The organism is Bradyrhizobium sp. CCBAU 51745 (genome assembly GCF_028128715.1).
GTDB lineage: Bacteria > Pseudomonadota > Alphaproteobacteria > Rhizobiales > Xanthobacteraceae > Bradyrhizobium > Bradyrhizobium manausense.
This window is the reverse complement of sequence record NZ_LBJP01000073.1, coordinates 40,917-66,673: the sequence shown is the minus strand read 5'-3', so window position 1 is coordinate 66,673 and position 25,757 is coordinate 40,917. Positions and strand designations below refer to the sequence as shown.

Sequence of the window (25,757 nt, the reverse complement as noted above, 5' to 3'; positions counted from 1 at the left end):
CTACGCCCCGATCATCGGCATCCGCGGATATTCACCGGGCGTGCCGGCCGGCGTGATCGGGATGCCGCCGTCGGCATATTCGTTCAGCTTGTTGCGCAGCGTGCGGATCGAGATGCCCAGGATGTTGGCGGCATGGGTACGGTTGCCGAGGCAGTGCTTGAGCGTCTCCAGGATCAGATCGCGCTCGACGTCGGCAACGGTGCGGCCCACCAGCGCGCGCGTTACCTGCTCGGCGGCCATGGTGGCATGCACCACGGCGGGCGGGGTCTTGGCGAGGTCGAGGCGGTCGCCGTCCGGGGTGAGGATCGCATCGGGGCCGATCTCGTCGCCCTGTGCCATCAGCACCGCACGGTGCATGGTGTTTTCCAGCTCGCGAACGTTGCCCTGCCAGCGGTTGGTGGAGAGCACGCGCTTGGCCTCGGCCGAAATGGGGCGCATCGGCACGCCGTTGGCCTCGGCGTATTTCTTCACGAAATGCTGGGCAAGCTCCATGATGTCGGCCGGACGCTCGCGCAGCGGCGGGATCTTCAGATTCACGACGTTGAGGCGGAACAGCAAGTCCTCGCGGAACGTGCCTTCGCGCACGGCATCCGCCAGATTGCGGTTCGAGGTCGCGATGATGCGGATATCGACGGGGACCGGCTTGGTGCCGCCGACGCGATCGATCACGCGCTCCTGGATGGCGCGGAGCAGCTTCGATTGCAGGCGGACGTCCATCTCCGAAATTTCGTCCAGCAGCAGCGTGCCGCCGGTGGCCTCCTCGAACTTGCCGATGCGGCGGGCAATCGCGCCGGTAAAGGCGCCCTTCTCGTGGCCGAACAGCTCGGATTCCAAGAGATGCTCGGGGATCGCGGCGCAGTTGATCGAGATGAACGGACGCTTGGCGCGGGCCGAGCGGGTGTGGACATAACGGGCCAGCACCTCCTTGCCCGTTCCGGATTCGCCGGTGATCATCACCGATGCATCGGAGCCTGCGATCTGCTGAGCGAGCTTGATGACCCGTGCCATGGCGTCGTCGCGATAGACCAGCTCGCGGGAATCGTTGGCGACGGCGGCCAGCACCGCGGCGATCAGCTCCGGATCCGGCGGCAGCGGGATGTATTCCTTGGCGCCGGCGTGGATCGCGGCAACCGCGGCGCGGGCGTCGTTGGTGATGCCGCAGGCGACGATCGGCGCGTGGATATGCTCGGCTTCGAGCCGCATCACGAGGTCGCGGATGTCGAGGGCAACGTCGACCAGCAGGAGGTCCGCGCCCTTGCCGCCGCGCAGCACGCGCATCGCCTGCTCGTGATCCTCGGCATGGGTCACGGTGGCGCCGTTGTCCATCGCGATCTTGGTGGCGGTGGTGAGCTGGCCCTTCAATGTGCCAACGATGAGAAGCCGCATGTCAGTCTCCTGTCCGTCTGGTCGCGCGGTCGCGCGTCATTCCCTTTGTTCGCTTTACGCGCGTTCGGTCTTGATGATTTCCGTCATGGTCACGCCGAGCTTGTCCTCGACGAGGACGACTTCGCCGCGGGCGACGAGCTTATTGTTGACGTAGATGTCGATGGCCTCGCCGACCCGGCGGTCGAGCTCGAGCACCGTGCCGGGTCCAAGCTTCAAGAGCTCGCCGACATCCATCTTGGAGCGGCCGAGCACTGCCGAGACCTGCACCGGCACGTCGAAGACGGCTTCGAGGTCGGCGGCGACGCGCGCCGCATATTCATCCTCGCTGTAGCCGACATCGGTGCCGGCAGGCGGCAGCGGGCCGTTGAGATCGGGCAGCGGGACCTGTCCGTCGGTGTCGCTCATGGCTTAGTTCCCCTTGCGGGACGCGATATAGCGTCCAACCATGTCGTCGATCTTGGCCGCGATGGCGCTGCGCTCCAGCACAACGCCGCCGTCGGCCCACTCGATCCGGCAGTCGCCGGTGGCAATTTCGGGCTCGGCCAGGATCACCAGCCGGCCTTCGAAGCCGCTCTGCTTGGCCAGCCGCTCCATCTTCTCGCGCGCGCTGTCGTAGAGCGCGTCGTTGATGCGGACGACCAGATGCGGCGTCGCGACCAGGTGCGAGAAGCAGTCCTTGACCAGCGCCATGATCTCGCCGAGCGGCTCGGCGGCGACCAGGTCCGCGCACAGTTTGCGCGCCACCGCGACCGCGACGTCGACCGCCTCGGTCTCCATCTTGCTCTCGATATTGCCGATCCCTGCGGCAATGCCGCGGATCGCGATGTTGATCTCTTCCATGGCGAGGGCGACGCGGCGGTCGCTCTCCGCCTTGGCCTCGCGCTGGCCAGCCGCGAAACCGTCCTGATAGGCGCGTGCTTCGGCTTCCGCGACCTTCTGCGCGATCTCGGCTGCGGTCGCGGCCTTCTCGCGCGTCCGATCGGGCGCGGCGAAGTCGGTATCGAACAGGAATTTTGCCGGAGCGGCCATCAATACACCAGCTCGTCGTCAGCGCGGTTCTTGGTCAGCATGATCTCGCCCTTGGCGGCGAGGTCCTTGGCGAGATTGACCAGCAGCGCCTGGGCCTCGTCGACGTCGCGCAGGCGGACCGGCCCCATCGCCGCCATGTCGTCCTGCAGCATCTTGGCCGCGCGGGAGGACATGTTGCCGAAGAAGAAGTTGCGGACATCCTCGTTGGCGCTCTTCAGCGCCACGCCGAGCTTGTCCTTGTCGACGTTGCGCATCAGGGTCTGGGCCGAACCGGAATCCAGCTTCACCAGGTCGTCGAAGGTGAACATCAGCGCCTTGATGCGCTCGGCGGATTCGCGATTGTCCTCTTCCAGCGAGGTGATGAAGCGGGTTTCGGTCTGGCGGTCGAAATTGTTGAAGATTTCCGCCATCACCTCGTGCGCGTCGCGGCGGCGGGTCTGCGACAGATTGGACATGAATTCGGTACGCAGCGTCTTCTCCACGCTCTCGATCACCTCCTTCTGCACCGCTTCCATCTTCAGCATGCGGTTGATGACGTCGAGCGCGAGCTCCTCGGGCAGGATGCCGAGCACCCGTGCGGCGTGCTCCGGCTTCAGCTTCGACAGCACCACCGCGATGGTCTGCGGATATTCGTTCTTGAGGTAATTGGCCAAAACCTCTTCCTGCACGTTGGAGAGCTTCTCCCACATGTTGCGGCCGGCGGGGCCACGGATTTCGTCCATGATGCCGTTGACGCGCTCCGGTGGCAGGTATTGCTGCAGCAGCCGTTCGGTGGCGTCGAAATTGCCCATCAGCGCGCCCGAGGCCGACATGCGCGAGACGAATTCGAGCAGCATGTCCTCGACCGTGCCGACCTCGACGGTGCCGAGCGTCGACATTTCCAGCGACAGTTGGCGCACCTCGTCGTCGTCGAGCAGCGACCAGATCTTGCCGCCATATTGCTCGCCGAGCGCCAGCATCAGGATTGCGGCGCGGCGCGGTCCGGTCAGTTGCTCCGAGCTCCTGCCGTCCCTGGCCCGGTCGCCGGCACGCTGGCCGAGCGTCGAGATGACGCTGGTGATGTCGTTGGAATTGGCGTTTTGCAGGGAAGCGGCCATGTCAGTTCACTTCTCGATCATTTCGCCGGTTCGGCAAGCCATTGACGGATGATGGCGACGGTTTCGTTGGGGTTGCGTTCGGCAAGCTCGCCGACGCGGTGAACGGACTGGGCGTGGACCTGCCCCTGGACGGTGGCGACGTCGATCGCGCTGGCGGTACCGTTCGGCAGCAGCGTCTGGCCGCCGGCCGGCGCGGCCTCGTCGGATGCCGCGGGGCCCGACAGGACGCCGCTGATGGCGGCGGCGACCTCGTCGGAGGCGAGGATGCGCTTCACCAGCGGACGGATCACCATGAACATCACGACCAGGCCGAGCAGCATCATCACGCCGAGCTCGACGAAATACATGATGTCGTCCTTGGTGAACTGCAGCATGCCGAGGAAGCCGGACGGTTCGGCGATCGGGGTGGTGGAGGGGGCGTCGGCAAAGCGCAGATTGACGACCTCGACCTGGTCGCCGCGCTTCTGGTCGAAGCCGATCGCCGAGCGCACCAGGGTGGCGATGCGGTCGAGCTGCTCCTTGGTACGATCGGTGTAGGTGAGTTCGCCCTTGTCGTTCTTGGTGTAGATGCCGTCGACCAGCACCGCGACCGAGATGCGGTTGACCCGGCCGGCCTCGGTCACCTCGGTCTTGGTGGTGCGGGAGATCTCGTAATTGTTGGTCTCTTCGGTCTTCTTGCTCTGGTCCTTTGCCGCTGGGCCGCTGTTCTGCTGCTGGCCGGGGAGCTCGTTGTTGACCGTGACCTGGCCGTTGTTGTCGGCGGTCATGCTCTGCTCTTCGCGGGTCTGGGTCGAGCGCAGCACGCGGCCTTCGGGATCGAACTTGTCCGAGGTCTGGGTGATCTTGTTGAAGTCGAAATCGGCGGAGAGCTGGACGCGGGCGCGCCCCGACCCGACCACGGAGGAGACGATGTCCTCGACCTGCTTGCGCATCCGCTTCTCGAAGGCGGTGCGGCGCTCGTCGCCAAGGGCCTGCTCGGGATCGGCCTGGGCACCGTCGGCGAGCAGCTGGCCGGCCTCGTCCACGATCGAGACCCGCTGCGGCTTCAAGCCGTTGACGGCGGAGGCGACGAGGTGGCGGATGGCGCGGATCTGCTGGGCTTCGAGCGAGCCGCGGACCCGCACCACGATCGAGGCCGACGGCTCCGGCGCATCGCGCGCGAACAGCGGGCGCTCGGGCAGCACCAGATGGACGCGGGCGGCCTGGATCCGGTCGATGGCGCGGATGGTGCGGGCAAGCTCGCCCTCCAGCGCGCGCAGATGATTGATGTTCTGGACGAAAGAGGTGGTGCCGAGCGCATCCGACTTGTCGAACACCTCGTAGCCGACGCCGCCGCCCTTGGGCAGGCCGCCCTCGGCGAGCTTCATGCGCAGGCGGGTGACCTTGTCCTTGGGCACCATGATGATGCTGCCCTCATTGCGCAGCTCGAACTGGATGCCCTGGCGTTCCAGATCCTTGATAATGCTGGAGGAATCCTCGACGCTAAGGTCGGTGAACAGCGTCGTCATCTGCGGCGTGGTGACGCGCATGATGACGAAGGCAAAGAAGCCGATGAGCGCGGCGGTGACCGCGATCATCGCCCCGAACCGGGCGGCGCCGATACCCTTTAAGAAGTCCGCAAGACCTTGCAAGCAACCGCCCCGACAGATTCGGCCGCTTTCACTGGAAAGGCCGACTGGGCAATTATTGCCTAGGTGATGGTTTCCATATGGTTAACGACGGTTAACAGCCCGGACAAAAGTCGGCCCAAAAGCAAACATGAAAAAAATCGGCCTCGCGGAGCGAGGCCGATTTTCGTCAAAAGCAGCAGATTTCCGGATCGCTTACTGGCGATATTGCTGGATGCGGGTGGTGCGAAGACCCGCCAGACCGTGCTGGTCGATGGAAAACTGCCAGGAGAGGAATTCGTCGACCGTCAGGGTATAACGGCTGCAGGCCTCCTCGAGCGAGAGAAGTCCGCCACGAACTGCGGCAACGACTTCGGCCTTGCGTCGGATGACCCAGCGTTTGGTGCCGGGTGCGGGCAGATCTGCAATCGTCAGCGGACTGCCGTCCGGCCCGATGACGTATTTTACCCTCGGGCGATGGGGTTCTGTCATGGCGTACTCACAAACTCTCAACCACTGAACTCACGCCGTAACCCTACGCGTGTCGGCTTAAAAATCCGCTAAGCCTAAGGCTTCAATACAATTCTCGTTGAATCCGGCTGGAACGAAACCGTCCCGGCGGCCTGAGAACACGCTTTCAGCCGGCCGAGCGGGGTCTTCGTAAATACTTTACTAACTTTTGCCGTCGTCCCGGCGGAGGCCGGGACCCATACCGCGTCATCTATCGATGACACGCAGATCGCAATACCAAGGCAAACTCTTTAACTACCGGTCTTCGCCAAACTTCGCCCTGTGGTTATGGATCCCGGCTTTCGCCGGGATGACACCGGGTGTGCAGAAGCACTATTCAGCCTCAGCTTCAGCTGCCGCTGCTGCTCGCCACCACGCTCTTCACCTGGCTCAGCGTGTAGCTGTTGCCGTCGATGGAGAGCAGCGGCGGCGACTGGGTCAGGTCGACGGAATCCACCGTGCCCTGCACCTGGGCTGCGACGCCGACGCTGTTGCCCGAGGCGTCCTTGCCGGTCGCCGTGATCGTGTACTTGCCGTCGGGCCATTGCGTGCCGTCATTGCCCTGGCCGTTCCAGGTGAAGGGAATGTCGCTGCCGGCGCCGGCGGTATATTTGCCGGTGAACACGGTCTGGCCGCTGGAATTGGCGATGGAAATATCGACTGTGGCGCTGGTGGGCACGTTGAGGTGCCAGGTCGCCGATGAGCTCTTCATGGTCGCGGTGGTGCCGTCGACCACCGCGGTCTTGCCGACGAAATCCAGCGCCTGGGTCGCCTGCGTGGTCTGCTGCAAGGTGACGAGCTGCGACAGCGAGTCGTTGGTCTTGAGCTGCTGCTCGACGCCGGCGAACTGCACCAGCTGCTGGGTGAACTGGTTGGTGTCGAGCGGATCGAGCGGGTTCTGGTTCTTGAGCTGGGTGGTCAGCAGCGTCAGGAAGGTCTGGAAATTGCCGGCGAGGGTCGAGCCCGTGGTCGAGCTCAGCGAGCTGGACGAAGAGGATTTCGGAACGTCGGTGGTGCCGGAGACGACAGATGGCGCGGTGGCGGCATTCGTGGTGGTCATGGCCTGATACTCCTCACACTCTGATATCGACGCCACTGCTCGATCCGAGCATGCGGCCATAGCTGCTTCTGACCGGCGGGCTTGCGGGCTGATCATCCTCGCTGATGATCAGCCGGCGCGAATTGCTGCCGTTGTCGTTGTTCTGGCCGGCGTTCTGGCCCGATGAGTTCTGGTCGCGCAGGCTGAAGGAGAGGCCGTTGCTGCCGGTCTTGAGGCCGGCATCGTCGAGGGCGCGCTGCAATTGCGGCGCGTCCTGCCGCAGCATCTGCAGCGTCTCCGGCTTCTCGACGGTGAGATGCGAGGTGACCTGGCCATTGCGGTCAACATTGATGCGGACGTCGATACGGCCGAGATCGACCGGATCGAGGCTGATGTCGAAGCGGGTCTTGCCGGCGCGCGCGGCAGCGGCGATCTCGACCGGGATGCCGCTGATCGGCACCGCATTCGGATTGGCTGCGGTCGCGGTGAGCGTCGCGGTGGAGGCGGTAGCCGTCGATGTCGTCGTGGTCAGCGGCGCCTGCACGGCGTTTGCGGCTTGGGTGCTGACGTCGGTGGTCGCGGCGGCAACGGCTGGCGTATCAGCATGCGCGTGTGCGACGGGCGCGGCCGGCGTGAGGTCTGTGGTGCGATTGGCCGCGTCGACCTTCGCGTCGGTCGTGGCCGCGTCGGTCTGCGGCTTCGGGCCTTGCGGATGCGCAGCGGCATTGGTGGCCGCGGTCATCGTGGTCGCGGGATTTTGGGCCGTGGTCGCCGTCTGCGCGGTCTTGACCGGATCCTGGCCGATATTGGAGACGTCGGTCTGGCCTTGTGTTGTGACAGCGGCCTTGAGCGAAGTCTTCGGCGTGCCCTGGTCGACCGCGGTGAGCTGCGCGGCCTTTGCCGTCACATCGGTTGCGGTGGTGTCCGCGTTCGCGACAGCCACCTCCGTCAGCGCGGCCTGCGCGTCGGTGCTCTTGCCATCCCCGGTCTTGGCGGCCTTGCCGGCCGCATCGGTTTTGGTGCCTGATATCTGCGCCGTGATCGAGGCGCTGGCGGCGATGCCGGCCGCTGCAATCGTCAACGGCGACGAAGCCGCGCTGGTGACCTGGTTTGCCGCGGCATTCGGATCGACCGGCACCACAGGCGCGGCAATTGGAACGGTCGGATCGGGCGTCGCGGCCGGCGTCGCGGTCTGCGCGGCGACCGAGGCATCCACCGCCGCGGCGAGGCCATCGGTGCTGTCGGTCTTGACGTCCTTGCTGGCGTCCTTGGCGTCGCCCGCCTTGGTGGTGGACGCGTCGGCCTTGTCCTTGGATTTCCCGTCGGCCTTGGCTGGCGCGGCCGGCGTGTCGCTGGCGGGCGTCGTTGTCTGGGAATTCGTGTCGTCGCTCGCCTTGCTCTGCGAGGACTGGTCTGTCGAGGCGCTGTTGCTGCTCCGGTCCGACGACGCGGACGACGATGAGTTGGATGAGGCGTCACTGCGCCGCGGTGCGTTGTCCTGGTTCGAGGACGGGGCGCTGTTGCTGATGGCGTTGTTGATCGCCTGGGTATTGCTGTCGACGAGGTCGCCAAAGGAGGAACTCGGCGTCTGGTCCTTGGTCTGCGGCCGGGCAGGCTTCGCTTGCGCGCTCGAGACCTGCGCACTCGCCGCTACGTCTGATGTGTGACCAACCACAGGCGACCCCTTGAAAACGTCTTCGGACGAGGAGGTCAGCAAGGAGCGGGCCAATCCCCCGTTTCGATGTTTTATATAGCAAAATCAATTATTTGACGGGTTGGAGCAGTCGCTCTCGGCCCGCCCGCCGCCCCGTCATTTCTGCCGCCCCGGCAAGAATTGCCTGAAAGCTTGCGGCCGCCATGATTGCTTCACCCGAATGCCGCCTATATTAAAGGGTGCTCTCAGCCGCTTTCGACCGGGCCAGCCAGTGCCCCCGAGGGAACCAGGGGTTCCCGGGGACCGTTGACGTCCCGGCCCAAGTGACCCGGAAGCACAACAGGAATCGCGGAAACGCCGCCGTCACGTCAGCTTAAGCCCATGCTCAACAGTCTGGATCTCGAAGGCCGTCCTGAGGATACCAGGGTCGTCGTTGCCATGTCGGGCGGCGTCGACTCCTCGACGACGGCTGCGCTGTTGAAGGCGGAAGGTTACGACGTCGTCGGCATCACGCTGCAGCTCTACGACCATGGCGCGGCCACCCATCGCAAGGGCGCCTGCTGCGCCGGCCAGGACATCCACGACGCCCGCGACGTCGCGGCCAAGCTCGGCATTCCCCATTACGTGCTCGATTACGAGGACCGCTTTCGCGAGTCCGTCATCGACAACTTTGCCGATAGCTACGCGCTCGGCGAGACGCCGGTGCCGTGCATCGAGTGCAACCGATCAGTCAAATTCCGCGACCTCCTGAAGACCGCGCGCGAGCTCGGGGCGCAGGCGCTCGCCACCGGTCATTACGTCGCCTCGCGCCGCCGCGTTGACGGCTCGCGCGCGCTGGTTTGCGCGGCAGATGCCGATCGCGACCAGAGCTACTTCCTGTTTGCGACCACGCAAGAGCAGCTCGACTTCCTGCGCTTTCCGCTCGGCGACATGACCAAGCCCGAGACGCGCGAGCTCGCGCGCCGCTTCGGTCTTTCGGTTGCCGACAAGCACGACAGCCAGGACATCTGCTTCGTGCCCACGGGCCGCTACACCGACATCATCACCCGCCTGCGTCCGAACGCGATGGACCCCGGCGACATCGTCGATCTCGACGGCCGCGTGCTCGGCCAGCATCACGGCATTGCCAACTTCACCATCGGCCAGCGCCGCGGCCTCGGCATCGCCGCTGCCGCGCCGTTTTACGTGGTGCGGCTGGACGCCGCCAACCGCCGCGTCGTCGTCGGCCCGCGCGAGGCGCTGAAGATGCACCGCATCACCTTGCGTGACGTCAACTGGATCGGCGGCGGCGATATCGACAGCGCCATCGGGGGCGGGCTCGAGCTGTTCGTCCGCGTGCGCTCGACCCGCAGCCCGCAGCCGGCCTGGCTGCGCGGCGCCGATGGTGCTTACGAGGTCGAGCTCGTCGCCGGCGAAGAGGGCGTCTCGCCGGGACAAGCCTGCGTGTTCTACGACGCAGCCAGCGGGCAGGCGCGCGTGCTCGGCGGCGGCTTCATCCAGAGCGCAGCCGCGAAGGTCGCGAGCAACACGGCGAGGCCGCTGGTGGAAGCGGTTCGCGGCTAATCATGACGACATTTAGCGCAACCGGTCGGGCTGGGTTCACCTCTCCCGAAGGGAGAGGTCGGATCGCATCGCCAGATGCGATCCGGGTGAGGGGTTACGGTCTCACTGTACTCCGCGGCCCCTCACCCGGATTGCTGCGCAATCCGACCTCTCCCCGACGGGGAGAGGTGAAGTAAGGGCAGGGGGCATGGCAGCAGACATCTCGCGGGCCGGGGTCGAGAAGGCCTATGGCCGCTGGGCGCCGGTCTATGATCTCGTGTTCGGCAAGGTGTTCGATGCTGGCAGGCAGTCGACCATCGCCGAGGCCGACCGCATCGGCGGCCGCGTCCTCGACGTCGGCGTCGGCACCGGCCTCTCGCTGTCGGATTATTCGCGCACCACAAAAATCTGCGGCGTCGACATTTCCGAGCCGATGCTGCGCAAGGCGCAGCAGCGCGTGCGGAGCCTGCGTCTCTCCAATGTCGAAGTGCTCTCGGTGATGGACGCGAAGAATCTCGCCTTCCCCGACAATTCCTTCGATGCGGTGGTCGCGCAATATGTCATCACCGCGGTGCCCGATCCCGAAGGCACGCTCGACGAGTTCGTGCGCGTGCTGAGGCCCGGCGGCGAGCTGATCCTGGTCAACCACATCGGCGCGGAAAAGGGTCTGCGCAAGCTCTCCGAACTCGCCTTCGCGCCGCTCGCCCGCCGCCTCGGCTGGCGCCCGGAATTCCCGTGGGCCCGCCTGGTGAACTGGGCCGCCAGGCACGGTGGCGTCACGCTGGCGGAACGCCGCCCGATGCCGCCGATGGGGCACTTTTCGTTGATCCGCTACCGCAAATCGTAATGTCCGGCGGTGGGAACAGCGCGCGCGCCTAGCGCGTTTCCTTCCCATGCGCACGACATCAAACATCATCTTTGCGGGTCTCGTGATCGCAGCCTTTGGGCCGGCGATCGCACAGGCCCCGCCCGCCCCGGCGACGCCGCCGCAAGCGACCGCGCCGCCATCCCCGCAACACGCCGCCGCCGACTGCGCCCCGCAGGAGCGCCCCAACCGCGCCACCGCGCCCGACGGCACCACCACGGGCCAGGCTCGGGAACCGCTCGGCGACAAGCTGGCCAAATCCGACGGCGTGCTCTGCCCGCCCGCCGGCGTCGACCCCGAAATGCACGCCCCGGCGCCGTCAACCGACGGCAAAATGCCCGTCATCCCGCCCCCCGGCAGCCCCGGCGGCGACCCCAATGTGAAGCCGAAATAAGGGAGTTTCCGTGCAGGCGCCCTTCGCCTCTCCCCGCCGGGGAGAGGCCGGAATCCGCGCTTGCGCGGATTCCGGGTGAGGGGGCCCATCCACGAGCCCAGTGCCGGAAAGGCCAGCTTTCCCGCGGACTTGTCGCGCCGAAGCCTTGGCGAAGGCGGAAGCTTTTCGGATTGACTTCCCACCGCCCCCTTCCTTATATGCCGCGCGTTCGCGAGATCGGCCGTTTCGGCCGCCGCGATCGGCTCGTGGCGGGGTAGCTCAGCTGGTTAGAGCACGGGAATCATAATCCTGGGGTCGGGGGTTCGAGTCCCTCCCCCGCTACCACGTATCCCCCACTATGATGGTGGGCGTCCGGAAAGACCCCTCCGCCGACCAGTGCGGCCAGCTTTCCCTTCACCTCGACCTCGAACCCTTCCCCAGGGCCTTTCGGGTGGACGATGACGCTGTACACAAGCGACCTGAAGTCGGCGACCAACGGGCCGCGGTCGTCCTCTGCGCTTGCGTGTCTCGCTATCGTGTCGGCAAGCGCATTAACTGTCTCGATGTAGCGGTCCAGCGTTGCCGGATGCAGAGAGATGGGGGCAGGGGCCTCCTCGAGGGCAGCTATTTCCGCCTCGACGCGCAACCGTTCTTGCTTCAACTCGGCGATCCGTTGCTTGGCATCCTCCTCGGAAATCACGTAGTTGATCACGAGATCAATGTTGCGCTGACGCTCGCCTTCGATCCGGTCACGTTTGGCCTCTAGCCGCAGGCGCTCCGCGGAAGCGTTTCGCGCAAGCCGCTCTCGTTCACTATTGTAGTTGCGGACGTAGGTCCCGATCAGCCGTGGGTCCTTCAACTCCTCGACCATCCCACCGAGCACAAGTGTTTCGATGTCGCGCAAGTAGATGATCCTGCGATTCGAGCAACTGCCACTCTCGCGCACAGCTGAGCAACGAATCCTTGTCTTTCCGGTCTTGTCGCGGTCGTGAACTGACAGGCCCGATCCGCAACAACCGCACCGAAGAAGACCCGATAGGAGATGTGGGGCTCGTCGCTTCATGTGGCTGGCCAAATGCCCCCTCTCAGTCTTCAAGGCGTGCGCCTGCTCCCAAACTGACTGTTCGACGATCCGCAGTTGGGGCGCATCGATGCTCTGCCACTCCTCACGAGGGTTCGGACGAGACAATCGCTTGCCCGTATCGGGATCCTTCACCATCCTGACCTTGTTCCAGACGATACGGCCAGCATAGAGCTCATTGAAGATGAGTCCCGTCCCGCGCTTGGCGTTGCCATTGATCGTCGACGCATTCCATCGCCGGCCTCGCGGCGGATGGATATTTTCCCGATTAAGATCCTGCGCGATCTCTCGTGGTGCCCGCCCCGCTGCGTATGCTGCAAAAATCCGTCGGACAATCGTAGCTTCATCTTCGATGATTTCGAGCTCGCCGGGCTTGCCAGGTGCCGCTCGATATCCGTAAGCTCGCCCTCCTGCGTGTCGGCCTTCGCGTACCACACCGGCCATGCCGCGGCGGACCTTCTTCGCGCCGTCCTCGCGCTGCATCTGTCCGACGAGGCCGCGGATCCCAATCAAGATGGAGTCCGCAGTGCCATCGTGGACGGCCTGGATCTCGATCCCCTGGAAAGACAACCTTTTGTGAATGCCGGCCAGATCCTCCATGTCACGTGAGAGCCGGTCCAATGCCTCTACGATCACCACCGTGAAGCGATGCTGACGTGCGGCGTCCATAAGCTGCATCAAACCATCGCGGCCAAATACTGATGCCCCAGAACGCGCCTTGTCTTCAAAGGTAGCAACGACATCGAGTTGGTGACGAGCCGCATAAGCGCGGCACAATGCAATCTGGTCTTCAGTCGATTTTTCGTTTTGAAGCTCGGTCGAGAACCGAGCATAGATCGCCGCGGGTTTCATCTCGAATACCAGTCCTGATGGGCTTGTCGCCAGCGGCATCAAGATAATTCTTCATGAGGCGCTCGCTATCGAGAAGATGATCGCGCCTTGCATCGGCGATTGCAAGTGCTTCAACAAATCGGACCAAAGCAGGATCTAGTTCGCCTGAGGTTGCGCGCCCTGGTCCGCGATCGACTACTCCTACCAATCTCGCGCGCTTCATCCGAGTAGGATGCAACGATAACTTGAGAAAAGGCAGGGCCTTTTTGCTCGAGCGTTGAATCGAATGTTATAGCGTAGAAAAAGGACGACCGCTTCGAAACTAGAGATATAAGTCTCGACCAGCTATCGGTATAGCAAGTACCCCACGAGTAGCGTGGTTAGTACCGGGATCGCCCCCAGCACCAAAATTGATCCACGACTTTGACGCTCCAGCACGAAGAGTGTCATGATCACAGCACAAAGAGCCAGCAGCGCGACACCATGTAAGGTCAATCGATCCCAGCCCACAATGACGTAGCGTGACAAGTTCCACCCGCTTTGCTGGAGATCCCATAAAACGCCCTCACTGGTCATGAGCAAAGCGAGAGCGCCCGCAGCAGTGAACGGCGGAACTGCGGCGAGCAGGCTTATGCGCTGTTGCCGCTTAGTAGCTAAGCGCACCGTTGCGGCTAGTCGCGTCAACACGAGGAAGTGGACGGCCATGAGGAGCAGCGCGCCGAAAACAATCGTTCCGGATGTAATTGTTGAATTGATCGTTAGAAATCGCCAAAGCGATGCACGTCTGTCGTCGAATGTGGCAAGAGTCGCGCTGGCCGAGGTAAACAGGAGTTGAAGTACAAATTCGAGGACGAAAGCACTGAAGAAGCCTAGCAGGCCGAAAAGCATCATGTCAGCACGGTACACCGCACTGTGATCAGTCATGGCAATGGCGCGCGTCGCTGGCGCCGGGTGCAGTCCGAGAAAGCGGGACGAAAACCTGCTCAGTGCGGTTGTGTCGCGCGTGGTCACTGAAAAGACGTTGGCGATAGGTCCAACAGCTATTGTCGCGGCGGCATCAGCATAAAACTCCCGAAGTCGCACTGCGGAGCGCCGCTCCAGCATCAGCACCAGGAAGATGCTTCCGAACAGCACTAAGTTTGCGACCATTCCAATTTCCATCCAGCCGAAGAGCGCCTTTCTCACTTCAGGCCATCCTCCAACATTGCCGATGTCTGCCAATGCAACCAACATATTGAATAGGGCCGATCCGTAAGCGATTGACAGAAAAAGCGTAGCGGTGGTGTAGACAACGGACAGCCAATTCTCATGAAGCGGGTCACCGGCGGCCAAATGTGCGTATTCATGAGCTAGTCGGTAGCGAAACCCTTCAGGTTCGCGTCTTATAAATGGCAAGGCCCCCCGACCGACGCCGACAACGTCGCGAGTTCCTATCCGCATCGCAAGAATGCGAGAGTCTCCCATTCCGCCGAGCGCTACCGCCACAACGCGCGCCCCGAAAGTGCGGTTCAAGTCCCGGAGCATCCGCCGGGCCGAGACTGTGCGTAAGGAAGTTATCCCGGATGACCGCCGACGGACGTATGTTGCCACGCAGAGCATCATGCCGACCACAGTCAAAGAGAAGGCAAACAGAATGAAGGCGACGACGAAATGTCCGATTGGTTGGAGCGCGGGGAATTGGTCTAGAGAAAACGGAAAAGAGCTGCCTAGGTAAACGACCGCGATCGTCGTGACGAAAATCGTCGCGAACCAGCCTCGGTATCGGCTCTCAGCACGTAGCGCATCGACAATCGTGGCGCGCTCACTGTCATTTCTTTCCGGTGTCATCTCCGAACAATCGGGTCGCGACTTTCTTGGTTAGCCGTTGGGCATCACGTGGCGACAGCTTAGCTTCAACAACGAGCCGGCCGACAATCGCCATGATCTCTGCCTTGCCCTTGGCGGTCACTATACCACTCAATTCTGCTTTTTTGGGGTCTCCAAGCCAAGTCTTCAGCCGTTCTTTGGCGCCATCAACCAGGAAGCCCTCAACTGTCTTCTTCGGTACGTCGGCTACCCAGGACTTTAGCAGTTCGAAAAGATAAAGCCCGATCGCCACTACGGCGGGACCAGCGCTCGCCAGTTCTGGAATCCCCCATTCTGGACCAAGTCGTCCACGCTGACCTTTGTGGCCCACAGCTTTGACGTATTCGCCGAAAAACTCCAATTCGTCTGGTTCGGTTTCGGCGAGCAATGCGCGAGCCAACGCCTGATGTTCCGCTGCAGACCTTGTCATTCTCTCTCCTAACGGAATTATCCCTGCTTCAGGCCGCGCCATTTCGCTGCCTGGGATAGCTTATTCGAGAACGCACTTAGGTACGATTCTAGTTTACAGGATACTAGAACCTCCATACTATTTATGCGGGTGGGGGCTTTGAGATGGCGAGCGCACACGTCGCTTACAAGGCGGCATTATTTTGTGCTGCGACAGCAATCGGCGGTTGTGCACAAGTGCCGAAGATGCCCGGTGATTTCATGTTGCCGGTGCAGGAGATTGTGGCTCACGCCGTCTGCGAGCTACGGTTCGCTATGCATGATGCTCAGCGCGATCATCCCTCTTTCTTGGCTCATCCCTGGGCGATCAGCATATCCGTCACTCCAAAGATTGATTCTGAAGTCAGTCTCCGAGCCGGTCTGACTGGCAAGAGCAGCAGTGTGACCGTGCCCTTTTTCAATACATGGGTTGCTGGCGCGGCGCCTGGCGCTGAGTACGACATGAAAGGGCACACTGACGGAGGCGTTAGCTATGTCGTGAAAAGCGGGCAACTGCTGGACGACAGGACTTATCCGTTACCTTGTAGGCGCGACAGTGCTAGCTATCATGCGCTTGCTCGCAATCTTGGTATCTATGACTGGTTATCTCGAACGGCAGCGGCTGCCGAGGGACACATCAGCAAGCTGACGAAGATCGACAAACCGAGTTACAATTCTCAGATCGTTGTCACGTGGGACGGAAGCGGCTCGTTCACTTATAATCAACCGTTCGGAACGGACTTCCTCGGGGCGATGGGGTCGTACAAGGTCGACGAGTCTGTCGCGATATTGTTCAGCGCCGAGGATAACCCCCCTCGGAGACCCATTCGGACCTTCCCGGGCGGTACGCCGTATTCAAGCATAAGTACAGGAACCGGCGTCTCACCTGCTACTCAAAATCGGCTCGACATCCTCGGGCTGCAGCAGTCGATCGTAAATCTCGAAACGGCCATCAATCGTAGAAGATGACGTCATGGACACCTTCTTAATGATCGTAATGTTCTTTGTGACGCCGCCCGCTCTCGGCGACAACAGGCCATGGGCGCTTCAGTCAACGCAATCCTCTCAGTTTGAATCGTGGGACGCTTGCAATGACGTTATCGAGCATCAGCTGATTCCGGCGGTCCAAACCACGGATACCGTTGCTCTGGTCGGGTGGTGCGTGCCTAAATCCTACAAGGGGAAGGCGCGAAACGAAACCTTCAGCCTCGAAGGGACGGCGCGTAGCCAACTCCCAGCAAGGAGATCTGAACTGAGGAAACTGGCCCAAGACCCGGATAGAAAGAAAGAGTTCGGGTCTTGTTACTCATTCGTTCCAGGATCGGGGGTAACCACGCGAGTTCTCGGGCAATGCGAGAATATTAGGCCGCACTGACCTGTTGGCGACAACGTTACTTCGTGGGCACTTGTCCATGCGCCGCGTTACCCGGCTCACGAACGCCTTCTCAAAGAAGGTGGAGTACCACTATCACGCGCTCTCGCTTTATTCGTCTGGCGTAACTTCATCAAGCCGCACAAGCCGCTCAAGGGCCTTACCCTTGCGATGCCTGCGGGCTTGGTGTCGGGCTCGCTTGCCGTAGCCGCGCGCGGTGTACCCGGGCCGATCAACTATGCACGCCGTGCCGGCGAGGGCGAGGCTTCCAAGGAAGTTCTTGTATTGGGACCAAAATCGGGCCGCTCAACATCCCCAATTTGTCCGAGCCTGGCAAAACCCTGTCTTTCAGCACGCATATCTGTGAAATGGAGAGGCTTTCTCACTTGCGGCCAATTGGCCAGAAATACCTTAAGTTTCTGCTTGGCCGTCTCTTCTTGCTCCTGATCGATTAGGATTCCACCGATCCCGAACCAATCGAACCATGCTTCGCTTTCGCAGACGGCGAGTCCGGGTGTCGAGATCCGGTCTCATCGATGTACAAATTGAGGATAGGTTTCTTGTCAGATGATTCCTGCGCCATAAAGGCGATATAGCACTGACTCTACAACCATGTGTCCATAGTCTCTAGCCGAAACTGAAGAGCCCACCGCTAATTTCAACTGACGCGCGACCCAAAGTTCTATTGAACAAATCAATGAACATGCAAATGAAGGGATCCGGGCTCCGGCCCGTACCGCTGGGGGTGAGGCGAAGCAGTTCGATCGCCTCGCAAAGTATAACGTAGGGCGTCGTTCCGCGGCGCTTGCGCCACAGTTCATGCAAACCGTGCATCACGTGCCTGCGACAGGGTGATCGATGCGCGACAAATCGGTGTTCAGGCTCAAGAATGCGCCTTCGTCCTGCTCACGCAGGCGCGAAGTAATATCGAGAAGCTCTCGTTCGCTGAGGACAAGGAGCCGCGAAGGACTGCCCCGAGAACCAGAGTATCGCGGCGGTCCGCCAGAGCACGAACAAGGGCCACCAGATCTTGGGACTTTTGCCGCCGATAAAGATTTTTTCCAGCCTGCGAGGAGACCCTCCCGAGTGACATCTCCTGTTCCTCGGGGGAGGAGCCGCGGCGGCCCGCATATACGCCAATCAGCCATGGTTCGACAAATGCTTGCGGCGAAGGAGCAGGTAAGCCTCGAGAATTGATCAGTGCTTTGCCGAAGTGCACCACTGGCGAGCCAGACATCCCGTGACGCGTGGCCGAATCCAAAGAAGATCGGCATCTGGCCTGCGATTGACCAGAGGCTCCGAAGCGCCGGAGCCACGCTTCCAAATCGGGAGAGTCCCCCGCAGGGCCAATCCCAGCGGAAAGCCCAGAATAAAAAACGCGGCTCCGACCGGCGCATAGCCGTATTCCCAATAGTCGGACTTACCGTCTTTCGAGGGTTGGTAGAGAAAAGCAGCTTTGAAGGACGTAATGCGGTTCCTTTTTTCTTCGTAGTTCGGCATCCAGTCATTGAGACAGATCACGCCGATGTCGACCTGTTGGGCCATCCTGCCCTGCTTAAGGAAGCCGCGATGTTGCCACCACGTGGGCTGCCCATCTTCGACTAGCCCGGCGCCGCAGTGCCCGCACTCCTCGTCGTAGCGGTTTCCATGGTGATTCCAACAGGGTCGAATGCGAACTCCCTTCAGGTAAGGACCAACGCACAAACTCAAGTGGCGATTGAGCCCTCCCTCGGGCAGCGAGCGACGCGGCTTCATCCTCATATTCGGTCGATGCGTCGCAGGCGTCACAATCGAAGGACCGAGCAGAAATTTTTTTCGGCGCAGCGCCTCGCTGCATGATTCGCTTTGCGCAACTGTGCAGGGAGTTCGCGCGCGAATCCTGCGGCATAAGTAGGAAACTGCAGAATTTATGCGCCGGTTGTGATCCGCTACGCTGCAGAGCGCGTGCGCATCTCGGATCGTGCGTGCATGTATGATTCAGATGACAATCGAGTTCAACCTTATGTAACCAATCCAAACTAGGGGTCTCGCGAAACGATCTCGAATTTCATTGGAAATCTCATGCCCGCTCCCAAAATCGCGAAACGGCTGGTATCAACAGTTCTTCGTCAGCTTCGACCGAGCCTACGCACCCAGATTGGCTTGCTGGGAATCGTGAGTGTGCTTGTAACTGCCGCGACTTGCGTTACGGGACTTAATTATCTCGCGAAGGCGCAGAGCGACGTGAGCGAGAGCGCCAATCTTCGCGCCCACCTGACATCCCTTTCCGAAGCCTTTCTTGAATCGCAGCAGCTGGCACTGGAGTTTCTGCGCAAGCGTGATGAAGCCGTGATCGCGCGACAAGCCCAGGGCATTAAGAACGCACTGGCGGACCTCAGCCAAATAGAGGAGCAGGCCGCTTCATTGCCCGAGGGCGATCCCCTGAGAGACGTGACGTTCCTTCGCGCCGGGATCAACCTTTACGCGACTCGTTTCAACAACGTTGTCTCTGCGCAGCGGGTGCTCGGGCTTACGGAGAATGATGGGCTCCAAGGTAAGCTCCGCGAAGCCGTGCATCAGGCAGAGGCGCGACTCGCACATTTCAACGAGCCACACCTGGCGGTATTGATGTTGATGATGCGACGGCACGAAAAGGATTTCATGCTGCGTCATGAGGAGAAGTACGGTGATGAGCTGGAAAAGCGCGTCGCCGAATTCGAGGCCGCGCTCGCTACCTCAGAGCTTCCTCCGGAATCCAGAGTTGAGTTGAAGAAGCTTGTTGCTTCTTATCGATCGAGCTTTCTGGCGCTTGTTGTATCGCAACAGGCGCTGGATGACCAAGTTGACGATCTCGTCCAAATCTACGGCCGGAATCGTCCCCTTCTGTTGAAGGCGATCGCAGCCGCGGACGCTCGCGCTGTCTCTGCGGAAGAGCATGCGTCGCGCCTCAGAGCGACTTTGGGTTGGACAATCGGGTTATCCACTCTCGCAATCGGCTTCGTCGCCGTGCTTATTGGGCAGAAGCTGGCGAAACTGATAACCCGCATGAGCGCAGCAATGCGTCAACTCGCGGCTGGGCAATTCGATGTCACGCTGCCGGGTCTTGGCCGTTCAGACGAGATCGGCGACATGGCTCAAGCCATGGAAGGGTTTAAGGTCAGATCGAGGGAGAAACTGCAAGAAGAGCTTGCGGCGAATCAGGAACAAGATCGCGCGGCCGCGAAGCGGCGCAAGGCGGAGCTTGGAGAGCTGGCCAGTACATTTGAATGCGCCGTGAGCGGCGTCATCGATACGATGTCTTCGGCATCGACCGAGCTGGAGTCTTCCGCTCGCGAGCTGACGTATACGGCTCACCTTACTCGGGAGATCTCTGATAACGTTGCTTCCGCGTCGGAGGAGGCGTCAGCCAATGTTCAGCTGGTTGCTGCCGCAACGGAAGAGATGATGGCATCCGCTTCCGAGATCGGTCGGCAGGTCGAGCAATCGACGGAGATCGCCAAGGGAGCCGTGCGGCAGGCTAAAGAAACGGATCGGCGGATGAAGCAGCTATCGGCCGCTGCAATCAAAGTCGGTGGCGTGGTTGACCTAATTGCAACGATCGCCAGGCAAACCAACCTCCTGGCGCTCAATGCAACAATTGAAGCTGCGCGTGCAGGCGGTGCCGGTCGCGGCTTTGCAGTTGTGGCGCTCGAGGTGAAGTCGTTAGCAACTCAGACGGCAAACGCGACCGTCGAAATTGGAGAGCAAATTTCTGACATTCAGGCAGCGACACTCGAGTCGGTCAGCGCCATCACAGACATCGGAAATAGTATTGGTAGAATCTCACAAATCGCATCAGCGGTTGCCGTTGCGATCGATCAACAGTGCGCGGTAACGAAGGATATTACCCAGAATATTCAGCGAGCGGCCGCGATGTCGACGGCGGTCGCGGGCAGCATCCGGCAGGTTGCGCAGAAGGCGTCCGTCACAGGTGCATCATCGTCGCAGGTGCTGACATCTGCCAACGTGCTTGCCCAAACCAGCCATCGTCTCAAAGTCGAAGCCGATGATTTTCTCGCGGGGATCCGATCATGATCCTTGGGTGAGATGTTCCGCAAGCCTCGCTGACAGTACAGCCAATAAGCAAAATGCGTGGCCTGGGCCCGATAGAAGAATGGGGTAACTGCTCAGCCGGGCCGGGCATCCATGGACAGGTTGCGAAGCCTTCCGAATTGCTGCCGGGGCACCAACTCGCGCTAACACAAATGGCCGCCGTCGTCGTCCGGAAGCGCCCGGAATCACAACGAACTGATCCTTGTTTTGACTTCCGATAGGTTTCAAGCCCCTCGCTTGATGATCTCGGCGCGGACGGCAAGCATTCGTGCGGTCTTGCCTTGCTCGACTAACGTGACGGAATCGGCGTCGTTCACGCGTTAATTCCTTCTGCGCTCCTCAAAGGAATCTATCATGGCCAAAATGACCAAGAACCAGCTAATTGACGCGATTGCAGAAGGAACGCGGGTTTCCAAGACTGACGTAAAGTCCGCCATCGAGCAGCTGGCGACGGTAGGCTACAAGGAGTTAAACCAGTCCGGCGAGTTCGTCATTCCCGGGTTCGTCAAAATGTCGGTCGTGAACAAACCCGCTACGGAAGCCCGCAGCGGCATCAATCCTTTTACGAAGGAGCCGATGGAGTTCGCGGCCAGGCCGGCCAGCAAATCGGTTAAAGCGTCGCCGCTCAAGGTTGCCAAAGACGCAGTAGCGGTATGATGAGGCCCGCTCTCCGTCAATACCTTGCACCCGGGCCACACGGCGGACGCCCCTTTGGCACGGTCGCGAAGAATTGGATGATGTCGGAGCGCTCTGGACGAAACTCTACGTCGACGTTTGCAAAACTTTCGGTAAAATGGTTTTGCTTTGTTGCGTGACCGGCGCGCATGAAACTTGCGATCGTCGGTGATCGCAGACGAGTGCGCGCGTGTGGACGAAGCGCTGCAGAGATTCAGGTGCTTTTCGGACATCATTCGGTCCGGTTTTGTCGTCCGCGCAGCGCATGAAGTCTTGAGTTGAGCGGAGACGATTGCAAATCTTTCAGCGCTTGCGCCGTCAGCGACGCGATCATTGCTTTGCATCAAAAACAAAGCTGATTTCGTTTCATTGACTGAATCCCGATCGCATTTACCATCCACGGTGTCCAAGCGAGGTCGTTCACATCTAACCTACGTCATGCGCAAGGCGTCTCGGCCGATTTCGGCCTGAACGCGCTATGCTCCGCCGAGGTGACGGCGGAGAGCTATATCACCGAGCTTCGCGCATGGCGGCTGGTTCGTTGTCCGCCGGAGCGCATCGCGGTCCGATAGGGCCGAAGCCAGAAATTCCTCCATTCGCTCTCCGCTGTCGCTCGCGCGACCAGTGAAAGGCGGAGCTTTGTCTAGAAAATCGCAATTGAGAGAACACGATCATGAGCAATATGAGAGCGATCCATAACGTCATCCCCAGCTCGGATATCGTCAAGCGCGCGGCCCGGCTCGAAGCCGAGATCAGGAACTTAAAGCGTCGCGGGATCTTCCCGACGAAGTGGTCCGCGCGATCAGCCAGGTGATGCTCGAGCACAAGGTCATCTTTTTCCGCGACCAGCAGCATCTGGACGACGCCGAACAGGAGCGGTTCGCCGGCAGGCTCGGAAAGCTGGTGCCACATCCGACCGTCGCTGCGACCAAGGGCAGACCGACGTCACGTTCGTGAATGTCTATCCCAAGATCTCGGTGCTGCGGGGCGTGGTGATTCCGCCCTATGGCGGCGATACCGTGTGTCGAACACCTCGGCTGCCTATCTCGATTTGCCGGCACCCTTGCGCAAGCTCGCGGACGAGCTCTGGGCGGTTCACAGTAATGCCTATGATTACGCCGTGAAGACCCGCGCGAGCGAGGCGGATAGGAAGCATTTCGAGGAAGTGTTCACCGGAACGATCTTCGAGACCGAGCATCCGGTGGTCAGGGTCCATTCGGAGACCGGCGAGCGCACCTGGTGCTCGGCAATTTCGTTCAGCGCTTCGTCGGTCTTTCGAAATTCGACGGACAAAAGCTGTTCGACCTGTTCCAGTCGCATATCACGTTGCCGGAAAATACGTTGCGGTGGAGCTGGAATATCGGCGACGTGGCGATCTGGGACAATCGCGCCACCCAGCGCTACGCGGTCAATGACTACGGCGATCAGCGCCGTGTCGTGCGTCGGCTACTATCGATGGCGATGTTCCGCTCAGCGTCGATGTTCGCCGCAGCGCGACGCGCATCAAGGTCTCGAAGCCGTAGGCGGCAAGGCCGCATGATCTGGATCACATCAGAAACAACGACCAGGGTGCACGCAATGATCAAATTTCTTCGCGCGGCAGGGGGCCGCGCGCCGGGTCGCAAAGTTTCTGCTCGCAGGCGCGTTGACCTTGGGGCTGGCGGCGCAGGCCTTCGCTGAGCCGCCGCTGGAGAAGATCGAGATTCGCTACTAGGGCTAGGCCGGGGAGGTGACGTTCATCGAACTCGCCGACGACCTCGGCTATCTCGCGCCACTGAAGCGGCAACACCATCCGCGGTCCGCAGGACATCCAGACCGTCGTGACCGGTGATATCGACATCGGTCTTCTACGGCGCGATCCTGAAGCTGATAGTGACGCGGGCACCTATCAAGGCCGTGGTCGGCTACTACGGCTCGGATGCCAACACCTATCAGGGCTACTACGTCAGGGATAACAGCCCTATCAAGACGGCGCGCGACCTGATCGGCAAGAAGGTCGCGGTCAACACGTTGGGCGCCCATCCGGAATTCGTTCTTCGCGAATACCTGGCGCGGAACGGACTCAGCGCTAGCGAGGCCAAGCAGGTCACACTGTTCGCGGTTCCTCCCTTCACGGGCGAGTAAGCGTTGCGTCAGGGCAGGTCGAGGTGAGCACGCCGAGCGGCATCCTGCGTGACAAGGCGCTGGAGCGCGGCGGAATACACGCGCTCTTCAACGACACTGATCTGTTCGGCTATTTCACCAGGCAGGGATGCCTTCAGGATCGAAGTTCGTTCTGCGAGGGCTATTTCGACGCTGAACTGCCTCGGCAGGAGCTATTCGAGTACATGCGCAAGACTGCGGCCCCGCCGTTCGTGTGGAAGAGTTTGCTTTGACTTAGTCGCCGCGTTCTTGATGGCTGCAGCAGCTGGCACAGGGCACGGCCTATGTCCCACCGCAAGTCAAGTTGACGGCGTGCGGTCGATCGGTCCACCAGATGAGAGCTGCGACATCAGGTGCCAAGTCCGTCAATTTGTCCTGAGGAGTTACCTTCCCGAGGGCCAGCCCACGCATCATGCCACTCAAGCGCACTTTTTGAGAAGGCGGCCGCCGTCTATTTGGCTTGCCTGCAACGTATCGGCGACGTCCGGTTCTCGCATTGGGCTGATCTCGTACGCATGGACACCGTCGGGTCCGGCGGCAGGCCGGTGTAGATCACGCCGGGCTCCTGGTGGAAGAAGTTGTCGACCCGGAAGTATTTCCGCTGCCCGTCGGCGATGTCGATGCTGAACGTGATCTCGACGATGCTGAACGTGATCTCCGTGACGATGTAGCCGGTGTATGGAGCAAACGCTTCCTAGTCTGGCCGGCGCGACGCTCGTTCAAAAACTGCCGATCGAGGCCTGGGTCAAAGGGCTGTGATCTGAGTCAGATGTTCAGTCCAGCGTTCCAGCGCGTCTCGTATTTCCGCTTCGTAACGGGCCCGATTATACACCCCAGCTACGCCTGCGCGGTGGCCGCTCACGTGGTTCAAGATCGCTTCAACGATATGCGGCAGGACGCCCAAGCGATCCGCCATCATGGTTGCGGCCGTGCGACGAAGATCATGCACGGTCCAGTGGGGCTGGGGCTTGGCATCCTCGTCCACTCCCCTCCGTGCCGAAAGAATGCGTGCGTCCAGCGCGGCCTTAGATTTGGACCAGCCGGAGAAACCTCGATTTTCACCACCTTTTCGGCGAGCACCATTACCGAAGACGCAGTCGCCATCATTTCGCCGAGGCGGTAGCAGAGCCAAGGCAGTTGGGACGAACGGCAGCACGTGCTCGCGATGGTTCTTGCTCCGAGCGCTCGGCAGAGTCCAACGGCCGGCAACGGTATCTAGCTCTGGCCATCTCATGCCGCCGACTTCGTCGCGCCGCTGAGCGGTGAGGATCAGCAAGCGTAGTATACGTCCGTGGTCGTCATCGCCGCATGCCTTCCAAATCTCGGACAGCTCTGTATCGGACAATACCCGCTCTCGGGATTTCGGCTGCTCGGGACGATTGGTGCCGAGCACAGGGTTTGCCGGAATATCGAGTCCCTCTCGAATGGCCCAATTGAACAACGTGGATAGGGCGGTGCGAGCGCGTGCGGCTGAGACGACTCCTTGCTGCGCCGCGATATCGGCGACTCGCGCCGCAACATGGCGCCTTGTAATCTTGAACACGGAGACTGAGTGCAGGGGCTTCCAGGCGACGAGCAAGTAGCGTTCGACCTCCGAATACGTCCGGGGCCGCTGCTTCTTCTTCGCGATGCTGAGGTATTCGCCGGTTATCTTGCGGAGTGTGTCGGCCGCCTGAAGGTTGGCCTCCGCTTTAGTATCTGCCGGGTCCTTCCCGTCCGCGACCAGTCCCAGCAATCTCTTGGCTTCCCGGCGCGCCTTCTCTGGCGTCCAGGGTGACCCGTGCCGACCGATCGTGAAGAAGCGCTGGCGGCCAAACAACCGATACTTGAGGACGTAGGTCGCTTGATCGCGCTGGCGCCGCACGCCAAAGCCCCGCACCGCTTCCTTATGGCCCGCATCCCAGATCGCTTGCCCTGGGACCAACGCCTGCACAGCTCTGATCGTGATACTTGCCGATGCCATGCGAAACCCTTTCGTGCTCCTAGCTACGACGTAGCTACCACGTAGCTACCACGTAGCTACCACAACAACGCTAGTCGGAGCGAACGACAGCGTGGTTACGGCGAGATATCATGTTGAAATTGTTGTGATATTAGTGGTCCGGCGTAGCGAGGCGTAAATCCGGCGGAGGCACTATTCTGTCTGTGGAACAGGAGGTCGGTGGTTCGAGCCCACCCAACTGTACCAGCG

General features: G+C 61.2%; 22 protein-coding genes, 1 tRNA gene and 3 pseudogenes. 12 read left to right on the top strand and 14 right to left on the bottom strand.

Going from position 1 to position 25,757, the window contains the following annotated elements; translation table 11 throughout:
* The 8 genes from flbD to XH98_RS18415 form a co-directional block, all read right to left on the bottom strand.
* On the bottom strand, positions 1-1,386 hold the full coding sequence (gene flbD, locus XH98_RS18450; protein WP_220003202.1) for a sigma-54-dependent transcriptional regulator FlbD: 1,386 nt from the start codon (positions 1,384-1,386) through the stop codon (positions 1-3).
* Between the two features lie 54 nt (positions 1,387-1,440).
* Positions 1,441-1,791, bottom strand: a complete 351-nt coding sequence (fliN, locus tag XH98_RS18445) for a flagellar motor switch protein FliN (RefSeq protein ID WP_057757463.1) — start codon at positions 1,789-1,791, stop codon at positions 1,441-1,443.
* Between the two features lie 3 nt (positions 1,792-1,794).
* Entirely contained in the window at positions 1,795-2,415 is a 621-nt protein-coding gene (locus XH98_RS18440; RefSeq protein ID WP_220003201.1) for a FliH/SctL family protein, read from the bottom strand.
* Positions 2,415-3,512, bottom strand: a complete 1,098-nt coding sequence (gene fliG, locus XH98_RS18435) for a flagellar motor switch protein FliG (protein ID WP_271596854.1) — start codon at positions 3,510-3,512, stop codon at positions 2,415-2,417. Before fliG ends, XH98_RS18440 begins: the two co-directional genes overlap by 1 nt.
* 17 nt (positions 3,513-3,529) lie before the next feature.
* The gene (gene fliF, locus XH98_RS18430) at positions 3,530-5,143 is read right to left on the bottom strand and encodes a flagellar basal-body MS-ring/collar protein FliF (RefSeq protein ID WP_271596855.1); all 1,614 of its coding nucleotides are present in this window, start codon (positions 5,141-5,143) and stop codon (positions 3,530-3,532) included.
* Positions 5,144-5,335: 192 nt separating this feature from the next.
* The gene (sciP, locus tag XH98_RS18425; RefSeq protein WP_002714638.1) at positions 5,336-5,611 is read right to left on the bottom strand and encodes a CtrA inhibitor SciP; all 276 of its coding nucleotides are present in this window, start codon (positions 5,609-5,611) and stop codon (positions 5,336-5,338) included.
* A gap of 367 nt (positions 5,612-5,978) precedes the next feature.
* The gene (locus tag XH98_RS18420; protein WP_271596856.1) at positions 5,979-6,689 is read right to left on the bottom strand and encodes a flagellar hook assembly protein FlgD; all 711 of its coding nucleotides are present in this window, start codon (positions 6,687-6,689) and stop codon (positions 5,979-5,981) included.
* 13 nt (positions 6,690-6,702) lie between these two features.
* Positions 6,703-8,343, bottom strand: a complete 1,641-nt coding sequence (locus XH98_RS18415; protein WP_271619489.1) for a flagellar hook-length control protein FliK — start codon at positions 8,341-8,343, stop codon at positions 6,703-6,705.
* A gap of 360 nt (positions 8,344-8,703) precedes the next feature.
* Here XH98_RS18415 and mnmA point away from each other — a divergent pair, with 360 nt between their 5' ends.
* From mnmA to XH98_RS18390, 5 genes are all read left to right on the top strand, one after another.
* Positions 8,704-9,885, top strand: coding sequence for a tRNA 2-thiouridine(34) synthase MnmA (gene mnmA / locus XH98_RS18410; protein ID WP_271596858.1), 1,182 nt, complete (start codon positions 8,704-8,706; stop codon positions 9,883-9,885).
* Between the two features lie 187 nt (positions 9,886-10,072).
* Positions 10,073-10,711 carry a class I SAM-dependent methyltransferase gene (locus tag XH98_RS18405; RefSeq protein ID WP_271596859.1) on the top strand — a complete coding sequence of 213 codons (639 nt, stop codon included), beginning with the start codon at positions 10,073-10,075 and terminating at the stop codon, positions 10,709-10,711.
* Between the two features lie 46 nt (positions 10,712-10,757).
* Positions 10,758-11,123: a hypothetical protein gene (locus XH98_RS18400; protein WP_271619488.1), complete on the top strand. Its 366-nt coding sequence runs from the start codon at positions 10,758-10,760 to the stop codon at positions 11,121-11,123.
* A 247-nt stretch (positions 11,124-11,370) separates the two neighbouring features.
* Positions 11,371-11,447 (top strand) — tRNA-Met (locus XH98_RS18395).
* A gap of 13 nt (positions 11,448-11,460) precedes the next feature.
* Positions 11,461-11,868 (top strand): hypothetical protein, encoded by a 408-nt coding sequence (locus XH98_RS18390; protein WP_271596861.1) that lies wholly within the window; start codon positions 11,461-11,463, stop codon positions 11,866-11,868.
* 123 nt (positions 11,869-11,991) lie between these two features.
* Here XH98_RS18390 and XH98_RS18385 read toward each other — a convergent pair.
* The 3 genes and pseudogenes from XH98_RS18385 to XH98_RS18375 all read right to left on the bottom strand — a co-directional run.
* Positions 11,992-12,966 (bottom strand): annotated as a pseudogene (locus XH98_RS18385) (recombinase family protein); the annotation flags it as partial.
* 393 nt (positions 12,967-13,359) lie between these two features.
* Positions 13,360-14,841 (bottom strand): hypothetical protein, encoded by a 1,482-nt coding sequence (locus XH98_RS18380; protein WP_271619487.1) that lies wholly within the window; start codon positions 14,839-14,841, stop codon positions 13,360-13,362.
* Entirely contained in the window at positions 14,822-15,289 is a 468-nt protein-coding gene (locus tag XH98_RS18375) for a hypothetical protein (RefSeq protein WP_271596863.1), read from the bottom strand. The genes XH98_RS18380 and XH98_RS18375 overlap by 20 nt, the downstream gene beginning before the upstream one ends.
* A gap of 143 nt (positions 15,290-15,432) precedes the next feature.
* Here XH98_RS18375 and XH98_RS18370 point away from each other — a divergent pair, with 143 nt between their 5' ends.
* Positions 15,433-16,275: a hypothetical protein gene (locus tag XH98_RS18370; RefSeq protein ID WP_271596864.1), complete on the top strand. Its 843-nt coding sequence runs from the start codon at positions 15,433-15,435 to the stop codon at positions 16,273-16,275.
* Between the two features lie 437 nt (positions 16,276-16,712).
* Positions 16,713-16,888, top strand: a pseudogene (locus XH98_RS41165) (IS1 family transposase); the annotation flags it as partial.
* Positions 16,889-17,875: 987 nt separating this feature from the next.
* On the opposite strand, the gene XH98_RS18365 reads toward XH98_RS41165, so the two are convergent.
* Positions 17,876-18,223 carry a hypothetical protein gene (locus XH98_RS18365; RefSeq protein WP_271619486.1) on the bottom strand — a complete coding sequence of 116 codons (348 nt, stop codon included), beginning with the start codon at positions 18,221-18,223 and terminating at the stop codon, positions 17,876-17,878.
* A 516-nt stretch (positions 18,224-18,739) separates the two neighbouring features.
* Between XH98_RS18365 and XH98_RS18360 the strand changes: the two genes are divergently transcribed.
* The 3 genes and pseudogenes from XH98_RS18360 to XH98_RS18350 all read left to right on the top strand — a co-directional run bounded on the left by XH98_RS18360 (position 18,740) and on the right by XH98_RS18350 (position 22,947).
* A complete protein-coding gene (locus XH98_RS18360; protein ID WP_271619485.1) occupies positions 18,740-20,731 on the top strand; it encodes a methyl-accepting chemotaxis protein in 1,992 nt (663 codons plus the stop codon).
* A gap of 372 nt (positions 20,732-21,103) precedes the next feature.
* The gene (locus tag XH98_RS18355; protein ID WP_271596867.1) at positions 21,104-21,406 is read left to right on the top strand and encodes an HU family DNA-binding protein; all 303 of its coding nucleotides are present in this window, start codon (positions 21,104-21,106) and stop codon (positions 21,404-21,406) included.
* Positions 21,407-22,097: 691 nt separating this feature from the next.
* A pseudogene (locus XH98_RS18350) lies at positions 22,098-22,947 on the top strand (TauD/TfdA dioxygenase family protein).
* Between the two features lie 59 nt (positions 22,948-23,006).
* Here XH98_RS18350 and XH98_RS18345 read toward each other — a convergent pair.
* Positions 23,007-23,216 carry a hypothetical protein gene (locus XH98_RS18345; RefSeq protein ID WP_271619484.1) on the bottom strand — a complete coding sequence of 70 codons (210 nt, stop codon included), beginning with the start codon at positions 23,214-23,216 and terminating at the stop codon, positions 23,007-23,009.
* Between the two features lie 35 nt (positions 23,217-23,251).
* Between XH98_RS18345 and XH98_RS18340 the strand changes: the two genes are divergently transcribed.
* Both XH98_RS18340 and XH98_RS18335 read left to right on the top strand, forming a co-directional pair.
* Entirely contained in the window at positions 23,252-23,548 is a 297-nt protein-coding gene (locus XH98_RS18340) for an ABC transporter substrate-binding protein (RefSeq protein ID WP_271619483.1), read from the top strand.
* 23 nt (positions 23,549-23,571) lie between these two features.
* Complete coding sequence (locus XH98_RS18335; protein WP_271596869.1) at positions 23,572-23,799, top strand: hypothetical protein; 228 nt, start codon at positions 23,572-23,574, stop codon at positions 23,797-23,799.
* A gap of 512 nt (positions 23,800-24,311) precedes the next feature.
* On the opposite strand, the gene XH98_RS18330 is transcribed toward XH98_RS18335, so the two are convergent.
* Positions 24,312-25,529, bottom strand: coding sequence for a tyrosine-type recombinase/integrase (locus XH98_RS18330; RefSeq protein WP_271596870.1), 1,218 nt, complete (start codon positions 25,527-25,529; stop codon positions 24,312-24,314).
* Positions 25,530-25,757: the final 228 nt, after the last annotated feature.